At 59.5% G+C, this 22,561-nt stretch carries 21 protein-coding genes, 1 pseudogene and 1 other annotated feature; of the genes and pseudogenes, 15 read left to right on the top strand and 7 right to left on the bottom strand.

All coding sequences use genetic code 11. From position 1 onward, the window contains the following. Position 1: 1 nt before the first annotated feature. Positions 2-628, bottom strand: coding sequence for an acyl-homoserine-lactone synthase (gene traI / locus G8E10_RS18460; RefSeq protein WP_167130228.1), 627 nt, complete (start codon positions 626-628; stop codon positions 2-4). 399 nt (positions 629-1,027) lie between these two features. Between traI and repA the strand changes: the two genes are divergently transcribed. The 4 genes from repA to G8E10_RS18480 all read left to right on the top strand — a co-directional run bounded on the left by repA (position 1,028) and on the right by G8E10_RS18480 (position 6,384). Beyond that, positions 1,028-2,263: a plasmid partitioning protein RepA gene (gene repA / locus G8E10_RS18465; RefSeq protein WP_110803001.1), complete on the top strand. Its 1,236-nt coding sequence runs from the start codon at positions 1,028-1,030 to the stop codon at positions 2,261-2,263. After that, a complete protein-coding gene (gene repB, locus G8E10_RS18470) occupies positions 2,260-3,231 on the top strand; it encodes a plasmid partitioning protein RepB (protein WP_167130229.1) in 972 nt (323 codons plus the stop codon). The genes repA and repB overlap by 4 nt, the downstream gene beginning before the upstream one ends. 153 nt (positions 3,232-3,384) lie before the next feature. Next, positions 3,385-4,593, top strand: coding sequence for a plasmid replication protein RepC (gene repC / locus G8E10_RS18475; RefSeq protein ID WP_167130327.1), 1,209 nt, complete (start codon positions 3,385-3,387; stop codon positions 4,591-4,593). 750 nt (positions 4,594-5,343) lie between these two features. After that, complete coding sequence (locus G8E10_RS18480; RefSeq protein WP_167130230.1) at positions 5,344-6,384, top strand: mannuronate-specific alginate lyase; 1,041 nt, start codon at positions 5,344-5,346, stop codon at positions 6,382-6,384. 274 nt (positions 6,385-6,658) lie between these two features. Here the strand turns inward: G8E10_RS18480 and G8E10_RS18485 are convergent, their stop codons facing one another. Both G8E10_RS18485 and G8E10_RS18490 read right to left on the bottom strand, forming a co-directional pair. Next, positions 6,659-6,811 (bottom strand): hypothetical protein, encoded by a 153-nt coding sequence (locus G8E10_RS18485; protein WP_165910826.1) that lies wholly within the window; start codon positions 6,809-6,811, stop codon positions 6,659-6,661. Next, complete coding sequence (locus G8E10_RS18490; protein ID WP_343289825.1) at positions 6,811-7,023, bottom strand: DUF7673 family protein; 213 nt, start codon at positions 7,021-7,023, stop codon at positions 6,811-6,813. Before G8E10_RS18490 ends, G8E10_RS18485 begins: the two co-directional genes overlap by 1 nt. Positions 7,024-7,645: 622 nt before the next feature. Between G8E10_RS18490 and G8E10_RS18495 the strand changes: the two genes are divergently transcribed. From G8E10_RS18495 to G8E10_RS26065, 3 genes and pseudogenes are all read left to right on the top strand, one after another. Then, a complete protein-coding gene (locus G8E10_RS18495) occupies positions 7,646-9,571 on the top strand; it encodes a HAMP domain-containing methyl-accepting chemotaxis protein (protein ID WP_167130231.1) in 1,926 nt (641 codons plus the stop codon). After that, positions 9,571-10,047, top strand: coding sequence for a chemotaxis protein CheW (locus G8E10_RS18500; protein WP_132665572.1), 477 nt, complete (start codon positions 9,571-9,573; stop codon positions 10,045-10,047). The genes G8E10_RS18495 and G8E10_RS18500 overlap by 1 nt, the downstream gene beginning before the upstream one ends. 28 nt (positions 10,048-10,075) lie before the next feature. Beyond that, a pseudogene (locus G8E10_RS26065) lies at positions 10,076-10,327 on the top strand (IS3 family transposase); the annotation flags it as partial. After that, positions 10,183-10,297, top strand: a sequence feature (AL1L pseudoknot). (Overlaps the previous pseudogene by 115 nt.) Before the next feature lie 221 nt (positions 10,328-10,548). Here the strand turns inward: G8E10_RS26065 and G8E10_RS18505 are convergent. Then, entirely contained in the window at positions 10,549-11,685 is a 1,137-nt protein-coding gene (locus G8E10_RS18505; protein WP_167130232.1) for a site-specific integrase, read from the bottom strand. Between the two features lie 118 nt (positions 11,686-11,803). Here G8E10_RS18505 and G8E10_RS18510 point away from each other — a divergent pair, with 118 nt between their 5' ends. From G8E10_RS18510 to G8E10_RS18540, 7 genes are all read left to right on the top strand, one after another. Continuing rightward, complete coding sequence (locus G8E10_RS18510; protein WP_110803198.1) at positions 11,804-13,420, top strand: Mu transposase C-terminal domain-containing protein; 1,617 nt, start codon at positions 11,804-11,806, stop codon at positions 13,418-13,420. Next, positions 13,413-14,294, top strand: a complete 882-nt coding sequence (locus tag G8E10_RS18515; protein ID WP_110731364.1) for a TniB family NTP-binding protein — start codon at positions 13,413-13,415, stop codon at positions 14,292-14,294. The genes G8E10_RS18510 and G8E10_RS18515 overlap by 8 nt, the downstream gene beginning before the upstream one ends. Further along, positions 14,291-15,304: a TniQ family protein gene (locus G8E10_RS18520; protein ID WP_167130233.1), complete on the top strand. Its 1,014-nt coding sequence runs from the start codon at positions 14,291-14,293 to the stop codon at positions 15,302-15,304. Before G8E10_RS18515 ends, G8E10_RS18520 begins: the two co-directional genes overlap by 4 nt. Before the next feature lie 207 nt (positions 15,305-15,511). Then, positions 15,512-16,465, top strand: a complete 954-nt coding sequence (locus G8E10_RS18525; RefSeq protein WP_167130234.1) for a DUF1403 family protein — start codon at positions 15,512-15,514, stop codon at positions 16,463-16,465. A gap of 2 nt (positions 16,466-16,467) precedes the next feature. Further along, complete coding sequence (gene scpB / locus G8E10_RS18530) at positions 16,468-17,157, top strand: SMC-Scp complex subunit ScpB (RefSeq protein WP_167130235.1); 690 nt, start codon at positions 16,468-16,470, stop codon at positions 17,155-17,157. 746 nt (positions 17,158-17,903) lie between these two features. Next, complete coding sequence (locus G8E10_RS18535) at positions 17,904-18,416, top strand: hypothetical protein (RefSeq protein ID WP_167130236.1); 513 nt, start codon at positions 17,904-17,906, stop codon at positions 18,414-18,416. Next, positions 18,413-19,027, top strand: coding sequence for a hypothetical protein (locus tag G8E10_RS18540; protein WP_167130237.1), 615 nt, complete (start codon positions 18,413-18,415; stop codon positions 19,025-19,027). The genes G8E10_RS18535 and G8E10_RS18540 overlap by 4 nt, the downstream gene beginning before the upstream one ends. Here G8E10_RS18540 and G8E10_RS18545 read toward each other — a convergent pair. Continuing rightward, complete coding sequence (locus G8E10_RS18545; RefSeq protein WP_167130238.1) at positions 19,009-19,890, bottom strand: hypothetical protein; 882 nt, start codon at positions 19,888-19,890, stop codon at positions 19,009-19,011. The genes G8E10_RS18540 and G8E10_RS18545 overlap by 19 nt on opposite strands. A gap of 72 nt (positions 19,891-19,962) precedes the next feature. Then, positions 19,963-20,991 (bottom strand): hypothetical protein, encoded by a 1,029-nt coding sequence (locus G8E10_RS18550; RefSeq protein ID WP_167130239.1) that lies wholly within the window; start codon positions 20,989-20,991, stop codon positions 19,963-19,965. 290 nt (positions 20,992-21,281) lie between these two features. Between G8E10_RS18550 and G8E10_RS18555 the strand changes: the two genes are divergently transcribed. Continuing rightward, positions 21,282-21,605: a DUF1294 domain-containing protein gene (locus G8E10_RS18555; RefSeq protein WP_167130240.1), complete on the top strand. Its 324-nt coding sequence runs from the start codon at positions 21,282-21,284 to the stop codon at positions 21,603-21,605. A 150-nt stretch (positions 21,606-21,755) separates the two neighbouring features. Here the strand turns inward: G8E10_RS18555 and G8E10_RS18560 are convergent, their stop codons facing one another. Further along, entirely contained in the window at positions 21,756-22,337 is a 582-nt protein-coding gene (locus tag G8E10_RS18560; RefSeq protein WP_281517657.1) for a DUF1349 domain-containing protein, read from the bottom strand. Positions 22,338-22,561: the final 224 nt, after the last annotated feature.

Genomic DNA, 22,561 nt, shown 5'->3' on the forward strand with positions numbered 1-22,561 from the left:
CTCACGCGGCTCGGTCGAGTGAAACGCTGAACTTGGAGCGATAGTCCGTTGGCCGGAGTTTCTGAAACATCTCTGCATTGGCCGGCAAGGTTCCGGCCACCGCCATCGTGACGCCGATCTTTTTCGGTTCGCCCAAGCGCCTCAGCGGCCAGCCAACGCGAGACAGGATGCGCTCGAACCGGAGATCGGTGACGGTCACGATATCCGTGAAGCCGTTTACCATCGACCATTCGGTGATCCCGGCGAACATGGTCAGTGTCGCCTCGTGTACCGAGCCCTCTCCCCTGCCCTCGCTGAGCGTCGTATCCACGCAGAAACGCGAGCTCTCGATCATGGCCTCGTGCGCATCAAGCTGTCCGGAGGGAAGAAGAGATGGGAAGACGTCTACGACCATCGTCGGGCCGAGCGCGGGAAGAAGACGAGCGCAGCCCGCGACCGTATCAGCGCTCGAGAGAGCAAAAAGATAGGTTGGTTTCAGCCTGTCGAAATGATCCGATTCGCACCCGTCAATGACATCGACCTCCCAGCCCAAGCGGTCGGAGAAGACGCGCGCTCGGAGTTCGTGATGGCTGTGAAGAACGCGTGCCTCGTGAACATCTTGTGGTGTTGAGAAAGCCAGAACCTGCATCGATTTCTCCATCGTTGTGTTCGACAGGAAATGAGCACAGATCGGAATCGAGGTGCAGTTGTAGAATCCTACATAGACCAAAGCGGTGAGTCGCAGCTTGCGAACACGCCGCGTTAGAGCTTGCAGTAGGTTCTCCCCATTTTCGAGGAGCTCGGCTTGTAGGATTTACCCTAGAACAATCTAGGAACTATCAAACCGACGGCATCGGTGCATATCATTGAATCTAATGAACTTAATCCCATGATACGATCATTCCGAGCTTTGTTGAGTGACGCGCCGTTAACGACTTGTTAACGATAAAGCTCTTGCAGACTCGTAGCTGTTCGCGTCTTATTGGACCTGCGGAGTTTTTGGGGTGAGCCCGCATTATACCGCAGGTCATCTCAACAGGCGCAGAAAATGGCGAAGAGCAAGCAAGCACCAGCACTAAAGGCCTCCCCATTGCGGGAAGTCGTTCGACGTCATTCGAATACATTATCGAAACAGCTACAGGCCCATCAGACGAAGATCTTCCCGCCGCTTGCAAGGAAGACGATCAGAAACTTCACGCCTGCAGAAGTGGCCAAGTTTTTTGGGCTCGCCGAAGGGTATCTGCGGACAGTCGTTGCTGATCTTGAAGCTCGTGATGACAACGACTTTAAGCCGGTGACCGGACCAGGCAACCGCCGTGTCTATAGCGTGGATGATGTCGCGAAGTTGCGAAAGCTGCTTGATGAAACGACCCGTGGAGCACGGGTCCCCCGACGCTATGTCCAGAACCGAACCGAGGGCGAGGACCTGCAAGTCATCGCGGTGATGAATTTTAAGGGCGGATCAGGAAAAACGACAACTGCCGCTCATCTCGCGCAATATCTTGGCCTACGGGGATATCGCGTGTTGGCAATCGACCTTGATCCGCAGGCCAGTCTATCAGCGCTGTTTGGCACCCAGCCAGAGGTCGATGTTGGTGAGAACGAAACAATATACGGCGCAATTCGCTACGATGACGAGCGTCGGTCGATGCGGGACGTCATTCGGAAGACGTACATACCAGGGCTGGACCTTATTCCAGGAAATATCGAGTTGATGGAGTTCGAACATACCACGCCCAAGGCGCTGATGCAGAAACGGCCAAATGAGCCAATTTTCTTCGCGCGGATCCAGACCGTCATCGAAGAGGTCGGAGACGACTACGACGTTGTCGTTATCGACTGCCCTCCTCAACTCGGCTTCCTCACGATGTCTGCCCTGACTGCAGCGACCTCGGTCCTGATCACCGTGCATCCACAAATGTTGGATGTGATGTCCATGAACCAGTTCCTCGCGATGACAAGCGATCTGCTCGACGAAATTGCCAGCGTCGGCGCGGACGATCGAAACAACTGGATGAGGTTTCTCATCACACGTTTTGAACCCACCGATGGTCCGCAAAATCAGATGGTAGCGTTGCTCCGAAGCATGTTCAACGATGATGTGATGGTCAACTCGATGTTGAAGAGCACGGCAATTTCTGACGCCGGCCTCACCAACCAGACTCTGTTCGAGGTTGAACGGGGCCAGTTCACCCGGACGACCTATGACCGAGCTTTGGAGTCCATGAACAACGTCAACGCCGAAATCGAAGGTTTGATCAAGCAGGTTTGGGGGAGATCATGAGCCGGAAAGGAATATTTGACCATCTCAGTGATGCGGATGATGGGCTGTCTCTGCCGACAAAGCCGCTCATGAAGCCAAAATCAATGGCAGCCGTGAGCGAATCGATCGGTAACTTGAATGATCGAACGCGCAGGGCCGATGAGATCGAGAAGCGGCTCGCCGAAGGGCAGGTGGTGGTCGACCTCGACGCGTCGGAAATCGATGCGTCGTTTGCGCAGGATCGCATGCCGGGCGGTATTGACGGCTTGAAGGCATCGATAATCGAGCAAGGCCAGCAAGTACCTATCCTCGTGCGCCCCCATCCCGAGATGCCGGGCCGCTATCAGGTTGCCTTCGGACACCGCAGACACCGCGCGTTGAAGGAATTGGGTCTAGCGGTCAAAGCGATCGTCCGTGATTTGACGGATGAGCAGCTCGTGATAGCCCAAGGCCAGGAGAACAATGAGCGGCAGGACCTGAGCTTCATTGAGAAGGCAAGGTTTGCCGCGACGTTGAGACATCGTTTTCCGCGCGACGTGATCATGTCGTCTCTATCGGTCGACAAAAGCACACTCTCGAAAATGTTGATGCTCGTGGATGCCCTACCTCTTGACTTGATCGAGGCGATCGGTCCCGCGCCAAGCATCGGTCGGCCGAGCTGGCAACAGTTGGCGGAGCTTATGGAGAAGGTGTCATCATCCAAAGATGCGACCTCCTACGCTCAGTCGGATGCCGTGCAGGCAACGCCTTCCGATGAAAGGTTCAAGCTTGTCGTTGCTCACCTCAAGCCAACGCGCCCGCAGCGCGGCGCACCGGACGTTCTGGTAACATCCGGTGGAGAACGGTTGGCTCAGATGAAACAGAACAAGATAAAGATGGAAATCACGATTGATAAGAAGGCAACGCCGGACTTTGCGGCCTTCATCGTGGAACACCTTCCAGCGCTTTACGAAGCGCACAGAGCAGCAAAACAAAAACAGGGAGCTTAAGCAGCAAAAGAAAAGGCCCCACAACGTCGCCGTCGTGGAACCCGATCTGTAAGTCTAGCAGCTACAGAATCGCATTTCCTCGAATCCTCGTCAAGAGCTTTTGGCACCGTTTTGGTGAGCCGTTTCATTTTGCCTTCTGAAAGGTAGAAGATGATGCAAACGGGAAGTGTAACGACGCCCTTCGGGCGGCGGCCGATGACGCTCGCACTTGTGCGACGGCAGACGACCGAGATCGCGGCGGGCAAAGCAGCCGACAAGTGGAAGATATTCCGGGATGCATCTGCGGCAATGGTGCCGCTAGGTATCCAGTCGAACAGCCTTGCCGTCCTTGATGCCCTCTTGAGCTTCTATCCGGAAAACGAGCTGCGCCAAGGTGCGCAGATGATCGTATTTCCATCCAATGCGCAACTGGCCCTTCGTGCACATGGCATGGCAGGAGCCACGCTGCGCAGACATCTTGGAGTGCTGGTCGACGCGGGATTGATCGTTCGCAAAGATAGTGCCAACGGCAAACGTTATGCCCGAAAAGACAGTGCCGGAGCTGTGCAAAGCGCGTTCGGCTTCGACCTCTCCCCCCTGCTCGCCCGCTGTGAGGAACTGGCAGGCTTAGCACAACAGGTCATGGCAGACCGAGCAAACTTGAGACGAGCAAAAGAGAGTTTGACGATTTGCCGGCGAGATGTTCGCAAGTTAATTTCAGCGGCTGTTGAAGAAGGTGCTGAGAGTGACTGGGCGGATGCGGAGGGCATGTATCTCGCGTTGGTGGGAAGAATCCCTCGTGCTCCATGCCTTGCTGAAGTCGAAGCCATTCTGGAGGAGATGCAGATGCTGCAGGAAGAAGTCGTCAATCGCTTGGAAGCGCATCATTTTTGTGATTTTACGAGCGCCAATGCTGCTCATAGTGAGCAGCACATACAGAATTCAAATACCAACTCCCTAAATGAATTTGAACCTGGCTTAAGAAAACAGCCAGAGGCGAAAGCGAGCGATCTTCGACTGCGCGACAAGCACCCAGTGAAGGCATTTCCGCTTTCCGTTGTCCTGAAGGCTTGCCCCTCAATCACGGATTACGGGCGAGGTGGTCGCGTCGACAGTTGGCGGGATCTGATGTCCGCGGCTGTCGTGGTTCGATCAATGCTTGGTGTTAGCCCGTCAGCGTATCAGGACGCCTGCGACGTTATGGGAGCGGAGAATGCCGCGGCGACCATGGCTTGCATTCTCGAACGAGCGAATTTCATAAACTCACCCGGCGCTTATCTCCGCGATCTGACGCGTCGAACTGAGCGAGGTGAGTTTTCACTCGGGCCCATGATTATGGCTTTGCTGAATGCCAACGGTCAGGAAGGTTTGAAGGCAGGTTAGTAGTTGGCAGCTGCCTACACGTTTAACTACATGAAAAGAAAGGATATTTTTCAATCAGGATTTTTCCAAGTTTCCTGATGCTGTTTTCGCCATAGGTTATATTTCTTGAACCTCCTCCCGAGGAAGAAAAATAGGGCCGCGACATTGCTCAAAGCGAACGGGCACGACGGTCTATGCATTGTCAAACTGCTTCCGCATGGAACGCCTATCCAGTTCCGTTGGCAAAGCAAAGTCCTGTTGGCGAGTGTACGGAGAGGTACTCCGCCTGATCGGTCTCGCTGTAGAATCCGCGAATGTCTGCGGCTACCACACTCGCTTGCACAGAGGCTCAAATTCTCGATCGTTCAGCTAATGCGGGATGGCCGCCTCCTCCGACCTTGGATCTAGGTTGAACGATCTGCCGCATTAAGCTGAGAGTCCCGACGGTCGTGATATTCCTGGGTCCGGCAAAAATCTGCGAAGCTGTCTTGGTCTATGTCCTCCCCAGATATCTGTATGTCCCCGGCGCTATCATCCTTCTGGGACGGGAACAGGGTTCGCGTTCTTCATTCTCAAGGCGCACCTCGTCTGGAGCCGCTCGATATCCGGGATCAAACTTTTCGTGCTCTCGCGCCTCGGTGGATCTGTCATCGACATTGAGGGGTGACGACGCTTTCCACCCTTCGTCTATTTAGCTAGAATCGCAAGATGTGCAGACATCTACATACGCCTGTCGCCGCTGTGATTGCCTTGGTCCTCACATCGAGCGGCATGGCAAGGCCTGCATTGGCGAATGATTTGGTGCCACCGCCCGGCTATTACGGTGAGGTGCGTCACAGCAGCCGTTTGGTGGGACCGTGTACGCCGTCACCTGTGCCGTTCACGGAAGCACTGGACTTCCCGAGCAAGTACGAAGGTTCGGGCAAATCGCGCAACATTCTCAATGAAGTGTCCAGCGAGAGGTACAAGACGCTTACCAAACCCATCCGTGACATGGAGAAGGGGGCCGTCAAACTTGTCGATCAATATATAGACGGCGGTCCGACGCAGACGCTGCAGTGTGTCGTCGCGTGGTACGGTGCCTGGGCCGACGCAAAGGCGCTTCTCGGCCCGGCGGTCAATCACACCGGAAAGTCGGAGCGGAAATGGGCCCTCGCCAGCCTGAGTGGCGCATGGCTACGCCTCAAGTTTTCGCGCTCGCAGCCGCTTCTCGTCTACGCCTCGAAAGCTGCTGAGATCGATGACTGGCTCGGGACGATCGCCGATCACGTCACCCGTGAATGGGACAAGGATGACGCGCGCGAGAAGATCAACAATCACTATTACTGGGCAGCCTGGAGCGTGATGGCCACGAGCATCGTCACCAATCGCCGCGATCAATTTGACTGGGCAAAGGACATGTATGCAATCTTTGCCGAGCAAGTGGATGCCGACGGCTTCTTGCCCAACGAACTGAAGCGACAGACGCGCGCGGCAGACTACCAGGTCTATGCCGTGACGCCGGCGGCAATGATGGCCGCGTTCGGCAAGGCCAACAATGTGGATCTAGCGGGGGAGGGCCACGACGCCCTGCACCGCGCGGTGGAACGCGCCGTTACCGCCTACGACGACCCTCGCCCTTTCGCGGCGAAGACTGGCACCAGGCAAGTGCCGGTTGACCCTGAGGAGAAGAAATCCAAACTTGCCTGGCTCGAGCCATATTGCTGGACAGTGCGGTGCACCGGCATAGCAGCCGCAAAACGCGTGCAACTGCGCCCGTTGCAAGATACGCGGCTGGGCGGCAACATGACGGCCACGTTCGCCGGCCGGTGAACTGGAAAGGGGTGACCATCATCAACCGAAATGCTCTGTCGCCGCTCCATCGTCGCAGATTAATCAGTTTCAGGACGGCTAGAGAGAGCGCGCGACCAGAGCCGCAAGCTCGAATGGATCAAGGTTTTGAAGCTGTTTCCGTCGCAGTTGTGCTTATAGGCTGCAGGAAAGGATGCGTGTACACTCTCAAATGCAGATAATTTTTTGAGAGAATGGCCAAGCTGCCGCACTCAATTCACGTCAGGGATGCCAAGAGACGAGTCACGAATGGCCGCTAGTCCCCCACTCGCGCCGGTCCTTCGTTGTCGGTGAAGAGCTTTGCCAGCTCGTCCTGGCGTCCGAACGGCAGCACCGAGGCGAGCGTATCGATCTTGCTGGACCGTCGTTCACAACCATGCAGGGTCGGTTGTTTGCGGGTGCTTGGCATCAGGCCGTCCCAGTTTTCGGGCGCCAATGTGCGATGATCTGCTCGACCTCCCTGCGATAATCGGTGGGATAGGCAAGGTCGTCTCCACGGGCGAGCCAAGTGAAGATCGTGGCCATGTCGTCCGCAACGTCACGATCGACATTGGCGAGGTCAGTGAGATCGAAGCCGCCATGCACCTCGGCGTTCCACCAGGCCAGCAGGAAGTTGGCCACTCACTTTCCCTGGCCCGTATCCTGATGGGCGATGTTCAGCAACTTTTCAAGGCGAAACGGACGCGATCTTCCACAGGACGAGCCTTTGCTAGCGATGATTTGCGGAACGATTCAGCAATGTGGGTGTCGCTTTTCAGATCTCATTTTCAATTGAAGCGCTAAACGGAAATTGTTGGCTCTGATTATGAGTTTATGGTTTTATTCGCAAGAGGGAGTGCGCCCTATTCTATTGATCCCGCTGGATGGACGGAAGCCATCTACCTGTAAATTCCGGTGATTTAAAACACGGCGTTCGGACCGAAAACCGGGCGCCATACCGATTTGATACCGGACAGTTTTTCAACAAAAGCAGTGGGCCTGAATCAGCAGTCTTGGCATGTGCGGAATGCGAGGAATCGCCCCCCGTTCTTATACATGAACGATTGGCGTTGCTCCAAGTGCATGGCCCGCAGAGCGAACGGGAAGGAATTCAATTCGCGTCCAGGGCGTTCTAAAAAAGTTTCCGCTCTCCAAAAGCCTTAATAATTTGGTTGTATGTTTGCATCATTGCGGGACATGAAGTCCATGCTAAATGATCCCAAGGCGATATGAGGCTGCTGATGGACCGGCTTCAGGGACCAAAATGTCCAGACCCAGTATTAAGATGGCACTCATCGGCATGTTCGTTGCCATTGGCATGATCGTGGGCGGTTTCGCCGCCTACTCCATCAATAGGCTTCAGACGACCAATCAGTTCGTTACCAGCCTTTCGACAACTTGGATGCCTGGTTTGGCCATTGCCAAAGACATGTTCCAGCAGCAGGCTGAGCTTCGCATCGCCTATCGTGACCATATTCTAGCGCCAGACGACGCGGCGACCCGAGCTATGGAAGTGAAGGTCAAGACGTTGGCAGCTGCATTTCCTGAAATAGCCTCTAAATATGAAGCGATTTACACTTTCCCGATTGAGCTCGAGCTCATGAAAGTGGTTCGGCAAGATTTCGCTGGTTACGTGGCCGAAGGCGACAAGCTTATGGTGTTGTCAACGGCAGGTAAGGATATGGAAGCGCGGGCCGTACTCCAGGAAGCAATGGGCCCGTTTGGTACGCGCATCCGCGAAAACCTCACCAAGCTCGTGCAGATTAATGAAAAAGGCGCCAAAGAAAGCTATGAAGCCAGCCAGGCGGTGTTCAGCACCACGCTGACCATGACGATCGTGGCCATCAGTTTCCTTGCAGCCTTCATCCTTGGCGCCATCGTGTTTGCCGTGACCGGCATTGCAAAACCCATCCGCACCATCACCAGCGCCATGACGAAACTGGCCGGCGGCGACACCGCAACCTTGGTCCCCTATGGTGGCCGCGCTGATGAAATCGGCGAGATGGCAGGTGCTGTCGAAGTCTTCCGTCAGGCGGCGATCGCCAACAAGCGTCTGGAAGAAGAAGCCGAAAAAGCCCGTCTTCAGGGGGAGGCAGATCGCGTTCGCCTGACAGCCGAAGCCGAAGCTGCAGCTCAGGCTCGCCTTCAGGAAGCAACCTCGGGTCTTGCCACAGGTCTTCGCCGTCTGGCGTCCGGCGATCTGAACTTCCAGCTCAACGATCCCTTTTCTCCCGATTTTGATGCTCTTCGTCACGATCTGAATGGCGCCGTCTCGCAGCTGGCGGAAACCCTGCGTTCGGTTGCTCAGGCAACTGTGCAGATCGACAACGGCTCCCGTGAGATCAGCCAGAGCAGCGACGACCTGTCCAAACGGACGGAGCAGCAGGCCGCCTCACTGGAGGAGACCGCAGCCGCTCTCGACCAGATCACGGCGAACGTCTCTAACTCCTCAAAGCGCGCCGACGAGGCGCGTTCGGTAGCCGTGCAGGCGAATGCCAGTGCCGTCCAGTCCGGCAAGGTTGTCGCCAACGCGGTCGATGCCATGCAGAAGATCGAACAGTCTTCCGATCAGGTTGCCAACATCATCGGCGTCATCGACGAGATCGCCTTTCAGACCAACCTGCTCGCGCTGAACGCAGGCGTGGAAGCCGCTCGTGCCGGAGAGGCCGGCAAGGGTTTTGCCGTCGTAGCCCAAGAGGTGCGCGAACTGGCCCAGCGCTCCGCTAAAGCCGCCAAGGAGATCAAGGAGCTGATCCGCAACTCCTCCGTCGAGGTGAAGAGCGGCGTCCAACTGGTGAGCGAAACGGGTGACTCCCTTCGCACGATCGAAGGCTACGTCATAACGATCAACCAGCATATGGATGCGATCGCAACGTCGGCACGCGAGCAGTCCGTCGGTCTCGCCGAGGTCAACACGGCTGTCAACCAGATGGACCAGGTGACGCAGCAGAATGCGGCCATGGTGGAAGAAAGCAATGCCGCCAGTGCCGCACTGGTTTCCGAGGCCGAGCACCTTCGCGATCTCATCGGGCAGTTTCAGGTCGGACATACCTTGCGACAGACAGCGGCCGTCATGGCGGCTGGCTCCGCACATCCGCATGTGGCGTCGCCTGCGCGGAAGATCGCGGGAAAAGTGACAAGATCTTTCTCCGGCAACGCTGCCGTCAAGGAAAGCTGGGAGGAATTCTGATGAGCCCGAACGCCCACGCGATCTTAGGCGACACGTTCGAGATCATCGCGTTCCGCCTGCACGATCAAGAGTTCTGCGTGCGCACTATCTCCATCCGCGAAATTCGCGGATGGGGCCCGGCGACGCCGATCCCCCATGCGCCGTCCGACGTGCTCGGCGTGATGAACCTTCGCGGCACGGTCATCCCGGTCATCGATCTTGCTAACAAGCTGGGCATGCCGAGCACAGTGCCAAACGAGCGCAGCGCCATCGTGGTCGCTGAAGTCCATGGCATGGTGATGGGACTTCTGGTCGATCGCGTTTCGGACATACTCACAGTCGCCACGAACCAGTTGCAGCCAGTCCCCGAAATCAGCGTTACGAGCGGTACAGACTATGCGGACGGGATCATTGCTCAACCCGAAGGCATGATCTGCTTTCTCAACCTCGAACGAATGTTCGATGTTCAGGATGAGGCAGCATTGTCCGCGGCTTAAACACCTGATGCGACGTTGTTAGGTCTACAGCGGCAAGCGAGCGGGCCTGTCGTGCGATGTTGCCGAGAAGATAAAGGCTCTGGAGCGTGAGAACCGCGAGTTTCGTCAAGCCAATGGGATATTGCGCAAGGCGTCTGCATATTTCGACCAGGCGGAGCTCGACCGCCCCTTCAAACGATTATCTCGTTCATAGGAACACCGTGGCGTATTCTGGGTCGAGCCGATCTGCAGACTATCACCTATTGCCCCGTCAACCTACTACGAGAATGTCACCGAACAGACTAAGATCGCGCTCGTTGAGTGGCTCCCCTTCGTTCGGAGGAATCGCGGCAACTGACGGCGGATCAATCGTCGATAGCGCACGATAATCCTACCAAGAGGGTCGGAGCCCGGGGCAAGAAGCTGCGGGTGTTGATTTCCTTGCACCGTGTCGGCATGAGGTTGGCTATCGCAGAGACCGATTAGGGGCTGGTAGCGGTCACACTACCCCATAATCGAGTGCTATAGACCTGCAGCCTTCGTCAGGTTCACCCGGAACCGATCCCGCCTGCGCTGATAGCGACGCGTCATCTCAGCGGAGGCATGCCCAAGCTGTTTCTGAACATAGCGCTCATCGACTTCGGCCGAGGACGCAAGACCCGCGCGCAGCGAGTGGCCGGAGAATTTCAGCGTCCGCTCGATCTCGCTGAGATCTCCACGGACACCGGCGGCCATCGCCGCGCGCTTCACCAGTCGCGCCACCTCCCGGTCGTTGAGACGATCCGGCCCGACGGCCTTGCCTTCTCCGGTTACCCTGCGGAACAGGGGCCCGTGGATCAGCTTTGCAAATCGGATCCAGGTCTCCACCGCCACAACGGGGCAGGTGGTGTCCGATGATCCACGCCCCACCTCGACCTCGCGCCATCCGGTCTTGCCCCGTAGCGTAACGAGCATACCCTGATCGAGGATCTCGATCCACCCGCGCCCGTCTTCCGTCTGCTCGGCTTTCAGATCGAGACCGACGATCTCGGAGCGGCGCAGGCCGCCGGCATAGCCGATCAGCAGCATGGCGCGATCACGTAGGCCGCGCAGCGTGCCGCGATCAAGCGTCTCGACCATGGCGATGATGTCTTCCGCCAGTACTGCCTCTTTCTGAACCGGAGGTTTGGCATGGCTCTTGCGGATGCCGGACATGACCGTTGCGATATGACGATCCTTGCGATCGAGCAGGAGGCCGCGCTGGGCATAGTTCCACGACAAGGACGCCAGCCGTCGCTCGATCGTCGACACCGCGTTCGCCTTCATGCCGCGCGTCGCCGCGCCCGACGCGCAGGCGGTGATGTAGAGACCAACGGTCTGCGGATGCGGGGGGAGGGGAGCCAGATTGGACCGCCGGCACCACGCGGAAAAATGCTTCCAGTCGGCTGCGTAGGCTTTTCGTGTATTCGCGGAGCTGGCCGCTGCGACGTAGCCCCGGGCACGATCGGCAAGGTTGGCGAGATGGGTTGGCGTCTGATCGTCGCCGGCGGGAGAGAGGAGGGGGCTTCCGCCCGATACCTGCGACGCTGAAACATCATGCCCAGCCGCCGTGCTGAGAGACGGCGCCGAGGTCTTCTCGCCGTGTGTCGGCAAGCCGAGGTTGTTGAGATTGCTGTTCATACGATTTCAATGACTTGCCCGTGTCGTAAAAGTGAGACCGATTCAGGGTAAATGAGACTGGACCCGGTATTGAGTCAGAATTTCTGAGACCAGTTTGCAGCTAAACGACGAGTTGGCCATGGCTGATTCTATGGTGGGTGAGTTTGACTGGCAAGAGGCGCGGCGGCGTGCCGATGTCCTGTCGAAGCTACCCGATAGACCCTGCGACGCTGAGATCCGTGCCGCCATGAACGCGCTCGCGATCAGCAGGGCCACCTTGTTTCGGTGGCTGAAGCGTTTCCGGCAAGACGAGCGTACCAGCACGTTGTTGCCCGGCCGGCGCGGCCCCAATTCTGGCATGCAGCCATTCGACCCAGCCGTGCTCGCCATCGTCGAGCAGCATTTTCAGAAGCTCTTTGCAACGCGGCGGAAGCCCACCTTGACCCGCTTCCAGCGGGAGGTGGCCGCGGACTGCCGGATCGCAGGGCTGCCGCCACCGTCGATCCGCCGCCTCGGTCGTTGGCTTAAGACCAAGGATCAGGCCGATCTGATGCGGCGGCGTGAGGGCGCCGGCAAATCCGAAGCGCTGTTCCTGGCAACACCGGGCGGGTTGGAGGCGGCCGCGCCGCTGGAGATTGTCCAGATCGATCATACGAAGGTGGATGTCACGGTGGTCGATCCGGTGACGCGGCTGCCGATCGGCCGACCGACACTGACCTTGGCCATCGACGTCAACACGCGGATAGCGATGGGCTTTTACCTGTCACTGGAAGCGCCGTCACTGACGGCCGTGGCGCTGTGTCTGACCCATGCGGTGATGGACAAGACGCCCTGGTTGGCCTCGCGCGGTATCGCAGCCGACTGGCCTGCACATGGGATACCCAGAACGATCCATGTCGACAATGGCGCGGAATTCCACGCCCGCGCTTTCGAGCGCGCGTGTGCGGAGCACCGCATCGACCTGACCTACCGTCCGCCAGGAACACCGCGCTTCGGCGGCCATATCGAGAGGTTGATCGGCACGATGATGGGTGCCGTGCATCTCATCCCCGGCTCGCATTTCTCGAACATTCGCGAGCGCGGCGACCTCGATCCGGAAGCCGAGGCGGTGATGACGTTGCGGGAACTGGAAACCTATCTGGCCTTTGAGATTGTCGGCTCCTACCATGCTCGCCTTCATAAGGCCCTCGATTTGCCGCCAGTGGCCGCCTGGAACGCACGGGTGGGGGATATCGCGGTGCGCAGACCGTCCGACCCGCGGCAGTTTCTGATCGATTTTCTGCCGTCCGAGGAGCGCACCCTACAGCGCGACGGGTTGCATCTGTTTCACATCCGTTACTGGTCGGACGAACTGCGCTGGCTGATGGGACGGGATCGATCGGGTTTGACGGTCAAATACGATCCGCGTGATCTGTCCTGCGTGTTCGTCGCAGCAGGGGAGGGGTATCTGGAGGCGCGCCCGGCCGACCGGACCCGGCCGGCCATCGCACTTTGGGAGCATCGGGCTGCCGTTCGTGCGCTGCGCGAACAAGGTCGCTGTGCGGTGGATGAGGGGCTCATTTTCTCGACAATTCTTGCCCAGCGGACGCTGATCGACGAAGCGACGCGAACGACCAAAGCGATGCGAAGAGATGCGGCCCGACGCGCGCATCTGGCATCGACAAAGATGATCGACGTGACTGCAGAGGTGGGGCCACTCGGCGACGACAAGCCATTACAACTTCCGTATTTCGAGGTGGAGGAATGGGATGACTGATGAGTTTTCGCATCTTTTCCCGCCCAGCCGGCTCGTTGCCGCGCTTGGCTCTGAAGAGCGCATCCGTAGGATCCGCGCCGACCGCTGGATCAACTATCCACGCGCCGAACAGGCTCTTGCAAAACTCGAGGAGTTGCTCCTCTTCCCGCAACGTGCTCGCATGCCCAACCTCCTCATCGTTGGAGCCAGCGGCATGGGAAAGACCATGATCGTGGAGAAATTTGCGCGCGATCATCCTTCGCATTTTGACACGGTCACGGGGCGGATGCAGATGCCGGTGATCGTCGTCCAGATGGTGCCAGGCCCTGATGAAGCGCGGTTCTACAAACGACTGCTGGCGACGATCGGAGCGCCGGAGCCGCCTCGGGCAACACTGTCGGTGCTCGAAAGCCTGACTTTACGATTGCTTTCGGAGATTCGTCCGGGATTGCTGATCATCGATGAGGTGCACAGCCTGCAGGCAGGAACGGTGCGGGAGCAGACCCGCTTTTTGAACATGCTGCGTTTTCTCGGCAACGAACTCAGGGTTCCACTCGTCTGCGTCGGCACACAGCAGGCGCGCAATGCGCTTCGCACCGACGATCAACTGGTTCGCCGCTTCGAGGCCTTCGCGCTGCCACCCTGGCAGAACGATCAGGATTTCGCCGGTCTGATAGGAAGCCTGCAGCGCACCTTGCCCTTGCGGCGGCCGAGCGAGATCGCGGATGCAACGCTAAAACGCCTCGTCGAGGTGACCGGCGGCATAACGGCCGCAGTGTTCTCGCTGATGGGCGGGCTCGCCATCGCCGCGATCGAAAGTGGCGAGGAACGGATCACGCTTGGCGCCGTGGCTGACAAGCGCAACGTCCTGGCGCTTTTGGGAGAGCCTGTGTGATATCCGCGCCGTCATCGACGAAGCTGCCTGTTGTGCCAAGGCCTGCGCGCGACGAGCGACTGTCTTCCTGGCTCAACCGGCTGGCGCAGCTCTACGCCATGCCGACCGACGTGTTCTTGGAGCACTGTGGCTTGAGCCTCAGGGATGCGACGGCTCTCGAATGGCGGCTCGGGGGAGGGGAGGGCCCCATCCTGGCTTCCCTCACCGGCATGACGATCGAGGCGCTCCGGACGATGACCTTCGAGGAAATCGCACCGCATGCGCGGCGGATGGTCGCCCTGGGTAATCGATACGTTTGCCGCGGTTGCTCGCCCGGCATCCATCGGAAGCGCGCAGCGTTTCCTTGGAACTTCTGGTGTCGCGAGCACGACCTTCGGTTCGATGCGTGCGGCGGCAGAAAACTGGGAGAGTGGCTGCCGGAAACGGCTCTGACGCTGCTCGATTTCAACGCACATGACGGCGCGGCGCGGCTGACGGACTGGGCGCACGGGAGGGAGGACGGCGTGCCCTCCATACCGCAACTGTTGGATTTCTTGACCACACGCCATCGCAGATCCTCGCCACCATCGCTCACCGAACAGCCAATCCTGTCTCTGGCAGCACGCCGGGCCAATCACGATTTCCTCACCCGTCCGATCGCCAGGCAAGCGTTGCTGATCATCGTGCCAGAATACGATCGCGTGGCACCAGTCCTTGCAAAGCCAGTGCGTGCCGGCCTGTTGTCGCTGACGCAGGGCTCGTTGTTGCAGAATTATGCCCTTGCCGTCGGCATCGGACGTCTTTCCGCTGATCCCGTCGGTTATGCTGCTTCTGTCTTGTTGGCGAGTGACGGGGAGGGGGAGCAGCGCCTACGGCAAGCCTTGCAGGGGTGGCCGCTCGCATTACGCCGGCGCATCTATGGACGTTTCCAGCGCCTCAACGGGATGGGAGCACAATCAGGCCGCGGGACGGCGCAGTCTCAGAAATTCCGATTCACCCAGTCTCATATTGACGCTCGGAGAATCTCATAATCATGCGCGAGATCTTCGCCCAAGCCCTTGAGTCTCAAAAACGACGCCCGTCCGACATACCTTTTGATGTATTTCTACCGTACTATTTCGCACACGTCAAATATGTCCGATAAGTCAACGTTATCGGACGTCTTTACTTGGCGACAGTGTGTGCAGATTGATTTGTTTTCGATGGCATAATCCGCACATATCAGCTACGGTCCTCTCATGACTTTGCGCAACATCCCGGTCGCTTCTGACGCTGCCCCCGGCTTCATTCTGCCGTCATGGTCCGTATCACTGCGGCCTGCCGAGACGGAAAGCGACGCGGCCTTCTCGGCAGGCATCGCCCTGAAAACGCTGGACGATCTCGTTCGCAGCGAGCCGGTGTGGGCGGGCTGCTGGCGCGCGCGTCTGGCCCTTCGATCCGCTGCTGCCGCCGTGCGCCTGACGGGGCGCACCGAGGGGGAGGCCGAGCTGCGGGATGCCCTGCTGTTGTCGTCGGACGCCGGTGGTCTTGGTCCGGCTGGAAACGTCTATTCCGCCTACCGGAAGCTGAGTGCCCGCAAGGGTCCCGTGAACACCGCGTTCCTTCAGGAGCTCGCCGTGCTGCTTTCGCTGCGCTGGGACGATCGCCTGGGCGGCGTGGTCGACCTGGCCGTTGGCGCGCTGCAGTCGCCGCGATCTGCGCCCTTTGCCGCGGCCGATCTCGTCTCCGTCATCCATGCCGTTCGCCCGGATGCCGAACGCCTGGCCTGGGCACTGGCCGACGCGTTGATGGCGCAGCGGCTCGGCTGGACACAGCCGGTGTTTCTCCTGATGGCGCAGCGCAACGGACCGGCGTTCCGCACGCTGGGTGGCCGCGGACGGGTGCGGCCAGGCGAGCCGGCTTTTGCGCGTGCGGTGTGTCTGGCGCTGGTGGATGGTGCACGGGCCGCACTGCAAGGCGCAAGCGAGATCGATCGACGCGCCGGGCAGCTCGTGACGGTGGCGCCAAAATTGCGCACGAAAGGCGGCGAGGGTGTGATCCACCGATTGCTGGATGAGGATGCGGTATCGGCGTCCGCTCCGGGTGCGGACCTTTCGCGCTGGGCCAGCCGGCGGATGTTCGAGCGGCTGGAAAGCTCGGGTGCTGTGCGGGAGCTGTCCGGGCGCAGCACGTTTCGGATCTACGGGCTGTGACCATGGCGGGCGCAAGCACGGGCACCCGCCAGCGCACCGGGAAACGGGATGAAGATCGCGCTTTCGACCGGGAGCTCGAGGATCTGCCGGCGGCGCTGCGTTGGCGGGAATGGATGATGCGGGTCGAGGCGGTGATCTTTGCGTCCGCAGAGCCCGTCACCCGCGAGACGCTGGCCCGTGTCGTTGGCAAGGACTGCGCCATCGATCTCTTGATCGACGATCTGCGCGAGGATCTGGTCGGGCGGCCCTATGAACTCGTCTCCGTGGCTGGCGGCTGGCAGCATCGCACCCGCAGCGTCTATGCCGATACCATTCGTGCATCGACGGTTGAGACGCGGTCACTGGCGGCGACGCTATCTCGCCAGGAGGCAGCCGTCCTGATGGCGATCGCCACGCTGCAGCCGGTCACCCGCGGCGAACTTTCAAAAGCCTTCGGCAAGGAGATCGGCCGGGACACCATTGCGAGCCTGCGCAGCGCCGGTTTGATCGCTTCCGGGCCGCGCAGCCCCACCCCCGGTGCGCCCTACACCTATGTCACCACCCGGCATTTCCTCAGCGCCTTCGGCATGGAGACGCTGCAGGACTTGCCCGATGTCGAGATGCTGGAGGACGCGGGGCTGATGCAGGGCCGGGAGAATGATGTGGTGCTGTCGTTCGATGGCGTTGAGGAGGCTGACGTGGACGAGGCGTGATGGGAATGCTTGCAATCGCGTTATGCGGTTTGATCTGAATTCTGCCCAGACATTTAAGCCGCGCGGCGAAATCCCATGCACGCCATCTCCGGACATTGCGGCTATCGCAGAACTCTGTATTTTGCGACGTCGCAAAAACCAGAAAGTGTCTTTCAAATCGGGATTTTTGCGACGGGCTGTGGTCTACGTTCGTGGTGGCAGCCAACCTCTTAAAGGGTTAGGGGCAGCTACTCCGTGACTATGAACTGATAGGAGAGACCTATGACGCAAGGCTTCCGTAAAAGCATACTATTCCCGATCACTCTCATGTTCGCTGGTGTCGTCGCGTTTTTTCTCTTCCTTTATGTGACAGGGCATGATCCTGACGAAAAGCCGCTAACATTGATCCATTGGATTATTGGCGGAGCGCTGATCGGTCCAGGTTTTGGCTACCTCGTCCAATGGAGGCAAGGCAGGGACCGAACCAAGTTGTAAGCAACTCATACCCTGGCGGCCGTCGCAGGTATCCTGATATTCACGACAAAATCAGCGACAATGTATTTCTCGGAAAACTTCTGTCGCAAAAACCGGTCGCAAAAAGCTAGCATTCGCGACCGACTTTTGCGAAGGGATTGGATGACCGGAAGTAACCCTTCTGAGCCTTTCCACGATTGCTCGTCCAATCCCGGTAAGCTACCGTTCACATTTTCCATTTCACTGCATAAGCCTTGTGTATCGGCAGAAGTCGCAGGGAGCCGCCGCGCCACATGCCCTATCGCACCATCTTCCCGCACCTTATAGCGGCAGCCCTCCTTCTTCTTGGTCCGCCACCGGCCTTCGCAGAGCAACCAGCCTTGCCGCCAGGTGCCGAGACCGCGGGTCACGCGCTGCCCAGCGACATCATGCTGCGTGCGGCACCCCTGATGCAGGCGGGCAGGCGCGACGAGGCGACGTTCTGGTTTTATGCTGGGCAACTTCGCTGGCGCTCACGCCTGAATGCGAGCCCCGCTCAGGACCAGACCGGCGAACCCGCTCTGTTCTCGTCGCTCTTCGAGACACTCGGGCCGCCCGTTAATGGCTGGGCCTTCGGCGACATCCCCAAGCTCCAGCGGACGATCGACGCCGTGCTCCTTTGGGACGTCCGTTATCCCGATCCTTCGCTGGATCCGGCCGTACACGAAAGAATGCGGGCAGGACTGACGGCTCTTCGCGACCAGATCGGCCGAGAAGCGGGCATGATCAGAGCCGAGCGCGCCTCACAGGGTTTGGAGAACCGATGATGCTGCGATTCCGGTGCTGGACTGACATAAAACGCTTGCCCCGCCTGCTGCTCGCATCCACGATGCTGCTCGCCATCTCAGGATCCGCATCGGCGCAGGATGGGCCTGTCGCGGATCCGTTGCGCAGTGGTCTGGAAGGCGCATTGCGCGGCTGCGAGATTTGGGTCCTCGACCCGTCAAGCTGGCTGAACGATCCGGCGCGCTTCCTTGCGGCCATCGATCTTGGCGGCGCGGTGTTCGAGACCGAGAGCCTGCCCGAGCCGCTCCTCCCTCCCGAGCCCTTCCGGCGCGGCAACCGCTACTGGCGGATCAATGCCGGACCCAACGAGGGTTACGCGCTGGTGGTCTCGCGCGACATTCCGATGTGCCACATCACGGGCGGCGGCGGGGTCGACTTCCAGCCGGCGGCCGAAGCGGTGGCCGCCTCACCGGACGTCTCCGATCGCTGGGAGCGCATCGGCGAGGAGCGCCGAGATGGCATGGTCTCGACCTTTTTCCGACTGCGCAAGGAGCCAAAGCTGGCGCTGGTCCTCAGCCGTGCCGACGCACCGGGTGCACGACGCGACCGCCCCCAGGTGATCGCGACCGTGACCTACGACCTTGGTCGCTGAGGCAACGCAGGTTCGTCCGGCCAGTGTGGTGGAAATGGCCACACGAGAACCTCACCGCCCGGCGGGATCGGACCCAAATGGCGCAGGACACGGTCATAGTGCTGGTTGCTCGGCGGGTAGCGCACCTCACCATGTCCGACAACGGACCCGGCTTCGCTTTCGGCTCGCAGCCATAGGACCAGCGTGCCATCGGGCTCGCGATGCGCTGAGCCGATCGACGCCTTTGCGGAAGGAGGCTCCGGCGCATGCCCCTGCGACCTCGCTCGCCCGTTGGCGGACGCCGCCAACGCTTCCAGCACTCCGACAAGGCGTGGTCTCGGACAATCGGACCCGACCTCCTGCAGGACGTCGTCGCCGTCGAACAGGGCGACGCTGCACAGGCGGTCTGTCGGCTCACCGAGCACTGGCGTATCGGGAGGCGGCGTGATCCAGACCTCGTTGCCCGACGCGATCACGTTGCGCCGCTCATCATCCGAAATGGCATCGGTGCGTTCGCTTTCAATCTCCACCAGCCCTCCTGCGTCGGCCAGACGGGTCGTTGCCTGCCGGATCGTCATGAGGTCGAGATCGATGACGATCCAGCGCGCCAGCGGCGACAGGACGTTGCCGGTCGCGACCAGCATCCCGCGACGCGGCAGTTGATCGGCAGGAAAGGCGAGGCGGACGCCCGCGCGGCCAGTGCGTGCGGGCGAGGCGATCTTTGCGTCCGCGTAGCCGGGCTCTTGCGGCTCCGCTGCGACCGGCAGGACGAGAAGGAGGACGAGAAGCTTGGAGATGCCGCGCCGTCGTAAACGGTCAAGCACTCCTCCGCGCCACTTGGTTCCGGTCTCTGTCCGCCATGCGCCCGTCCTCCTGCCTTCCATTAGCGAGCCCGCTTCTGTTCGTTTCGCTCCGGCATCCTATCGACGCTGGTCCAAGCCGTCATCCCCACGTGGTCAGCAATCCGGGTAGTAGGGGCTGACCTCGACCAAACAATCGAGCCGCTCGCCCAGTTCTTGCCCAAGCGCCGTCATGCCGTCGGGATCGCCGTGCTGCGCTAGAAACACAGACTGGCTGTCCGCGCCGGGTGCGTGCGTATAACAATGGGCATGAAGCGACGAGCCGCCCCCGCCCTTGGCCGGCGTCATACGGATGACCTCAAGGTGCAGAATGTCGGTGCGGGGCATGACGAAGAGCTGATCCGAAACCACGATCAGCGCCTCGCCGTCTGCTGACAGCCCAAGCATCCGCTGCCGGTCCTTGACCAGGTCTTCTGGGTCGCGCACGTATTCGAGCTCCGTCTCGCCCGGCGCAAGGCGGCCAGCCTGTGCCATGCGCGCTGTCCCGACATCCCCGTCGAACGCGAGAGGCAGGAAGCCTGTCACCCATTCTCGTTCTCTCGCGCTGAGAGCCAGGCGAAAGCCCGTTATCAGCGTCACGTGGCAGGCGGTTCTAAGGCGCGGGTCGCGATCCTCGGACGGGTTTTGCAAGCCGTGCGACTGCCAATCCGGTGGCCAGGCTGTCAGCGAGACCTCAGCCAGCCCCGACCGCCACGCGGCGGCGACGGTGTTCCACCGCTGACCGACCGGCGCGGGTCCGAGCGATGCCGTTAGATGGTCCGCGACGCGCCGAAGATTGGCGTGCGCGTCGTCCTTAAACCACGCAAGGGCGGTAAAACGGATGATCGGAAACTGGGGTGGGATGCGCTCGAAGGCGCTCGCCGTCCAAGGCGCAAGTGCGCCTGGTAGGGGTTCGGCATCGGTAAGGACGAGCGCTGGCCATTCGTAGATCGGATCGGGCAGACAGCCGCAGCGCGCCAAGACTTCCTTGCGCGTTTCGTGACGGGGTAAGCGCCAGTCGTCCGCAAGGCGGAGGATCGGGTTCATGCCATCGGGAAGGATTGGAACCTCAGCCGGCGCGGGGCCGTCGGGCCAGGACGTCAGCGGCACCAGCGCGACCTGCGTGCGGCGGAAAAGGCGGTCCAAAAATCGTATCGCGGCCTCCGTTCAAGTTCGCCGCTCGGCAACGTGTACCGGTAGAATACAAGATAGGCGCTGCCCATGTCCACGTGTGCCCGCACGTGGACCTGAAACTTTTTTTGGTTACAATGGAGTAAGTTTGCGGAGCAGATCAGAGCGCTCAGGATCCGATCCTGGCACTATGCCATCCCATGTCGTTCAAGTGACGCGCGGCAGGCTGCGTCGCGAAGAACATTGTGTCAATCGTCGAGCCGATGAATAGGCGGCGGTTAACACCCATATGCATATATTCGACTATGTACCTTTCGACACCGCTGACACACCTTCTAATTTATCTTGTGATCAACGTCGTGGTCTACTGCGTCTACTGGTGGGATAAGAAAGCTGCGGTAGAGGGAGCGTGGCGCGTTCGCGAGAGCACGCTGCTCTGGCTGGCTATTGTCGGTGGAAGCCTTGGTGCCCTTGCCGCCCAGCAAGTACTTGGGCACAAAACGCGCAAAGAGCCGTTCCGCAGCATTCTGATGACAATTGGAGCGCTGCATGTAGGACTGGGCGTCGTATGGATTGCTGCACCAAATCTTGTGGTCGAGGCGTTATCGCATATGAGGTCGTCACTGTGATTCAGAGATTTATGATATAGGTTCCCAGGCGGCGACCACCTGTGCTTTCGACTTTGGTGAGGATGATTGCCTGTCAGGAATGCGCCTCGGCAAATATGCTTGAATTGCGCGAGAAGCAGATGCTGCGGCTGCTAAACAAAGCTCTGGCGGCTACGTCAGGTCGTGAAGGTCTTTGCCCAAGGCCGGTCTCAATTGCCACTCACTAAATTTTACCTCCAAACCTGAACGTTCGGGGGTACAGCACATGGGTCCAATGAGATAATGGTCCGCTTTCGGGAATGGGCAGAGGCGCACCAGTGGCCAGGTCTGCCTATCGTGTGAAGCTTGTATTCTCAGAACGCCGCTCTGGACGGTCACCCTTATCCAGAAATCTGATGGGTCGCCGCCATAACGCCCCGTTGCCCAGTCGGAGGCTTCATTCGTCAGCACACTGCCGAGCAAGCCATATCCGTCTGAGAACTCGATCCCGGTCTTGACCCACCGTCTTTCGTCGAGCCTGACCATCAGGCCGGCCTGATCGTAGAGATGCGTGAAATTTGCCTGAACCCGAACCTGGGCGGTGAAATCGCCTTCGGTCTGGAATGCATAGAAGTGGCCGTTGTCGCGCACAAAGCCATAGTGCGTTTCTCGCCAAAAATCCGTGTTGGCGTCGGTCGTCACGGAAAGCTCGGTATCCGACGCATGTGATTTTGTGGGCTCATTGAGCCACAGTCCACTTTTAAGACTCTGCAACGGACGTCTCCTATGACAACGAGCGGACTTGCTCGGCCGCACCTCTTGTATAACAGTCGTTTCCAGAGAGCCCAATTGCCGCCAACAGGCAAGATCTGAGATGCGTCCTCCGCTCTGCGCCGACAGCAGCATGCCGCCCAAAGTAGACGTCTGACACCAGAAAGGGATGCTGCCTGCTAGGCCTAAAACGCGGCAGTGGAGGTAACGACGAGCGCATCTAAGCC

The organism is Ferranicluibacter rubi, assembly GCF_011603255.1.
Lineage (GTDB): Bacteria > Pseudomonadota > Alphaproteobacteria > Rhizobiales > Rhizobiaceae > Ferranicluibacter > Ferranicluibacter rubi.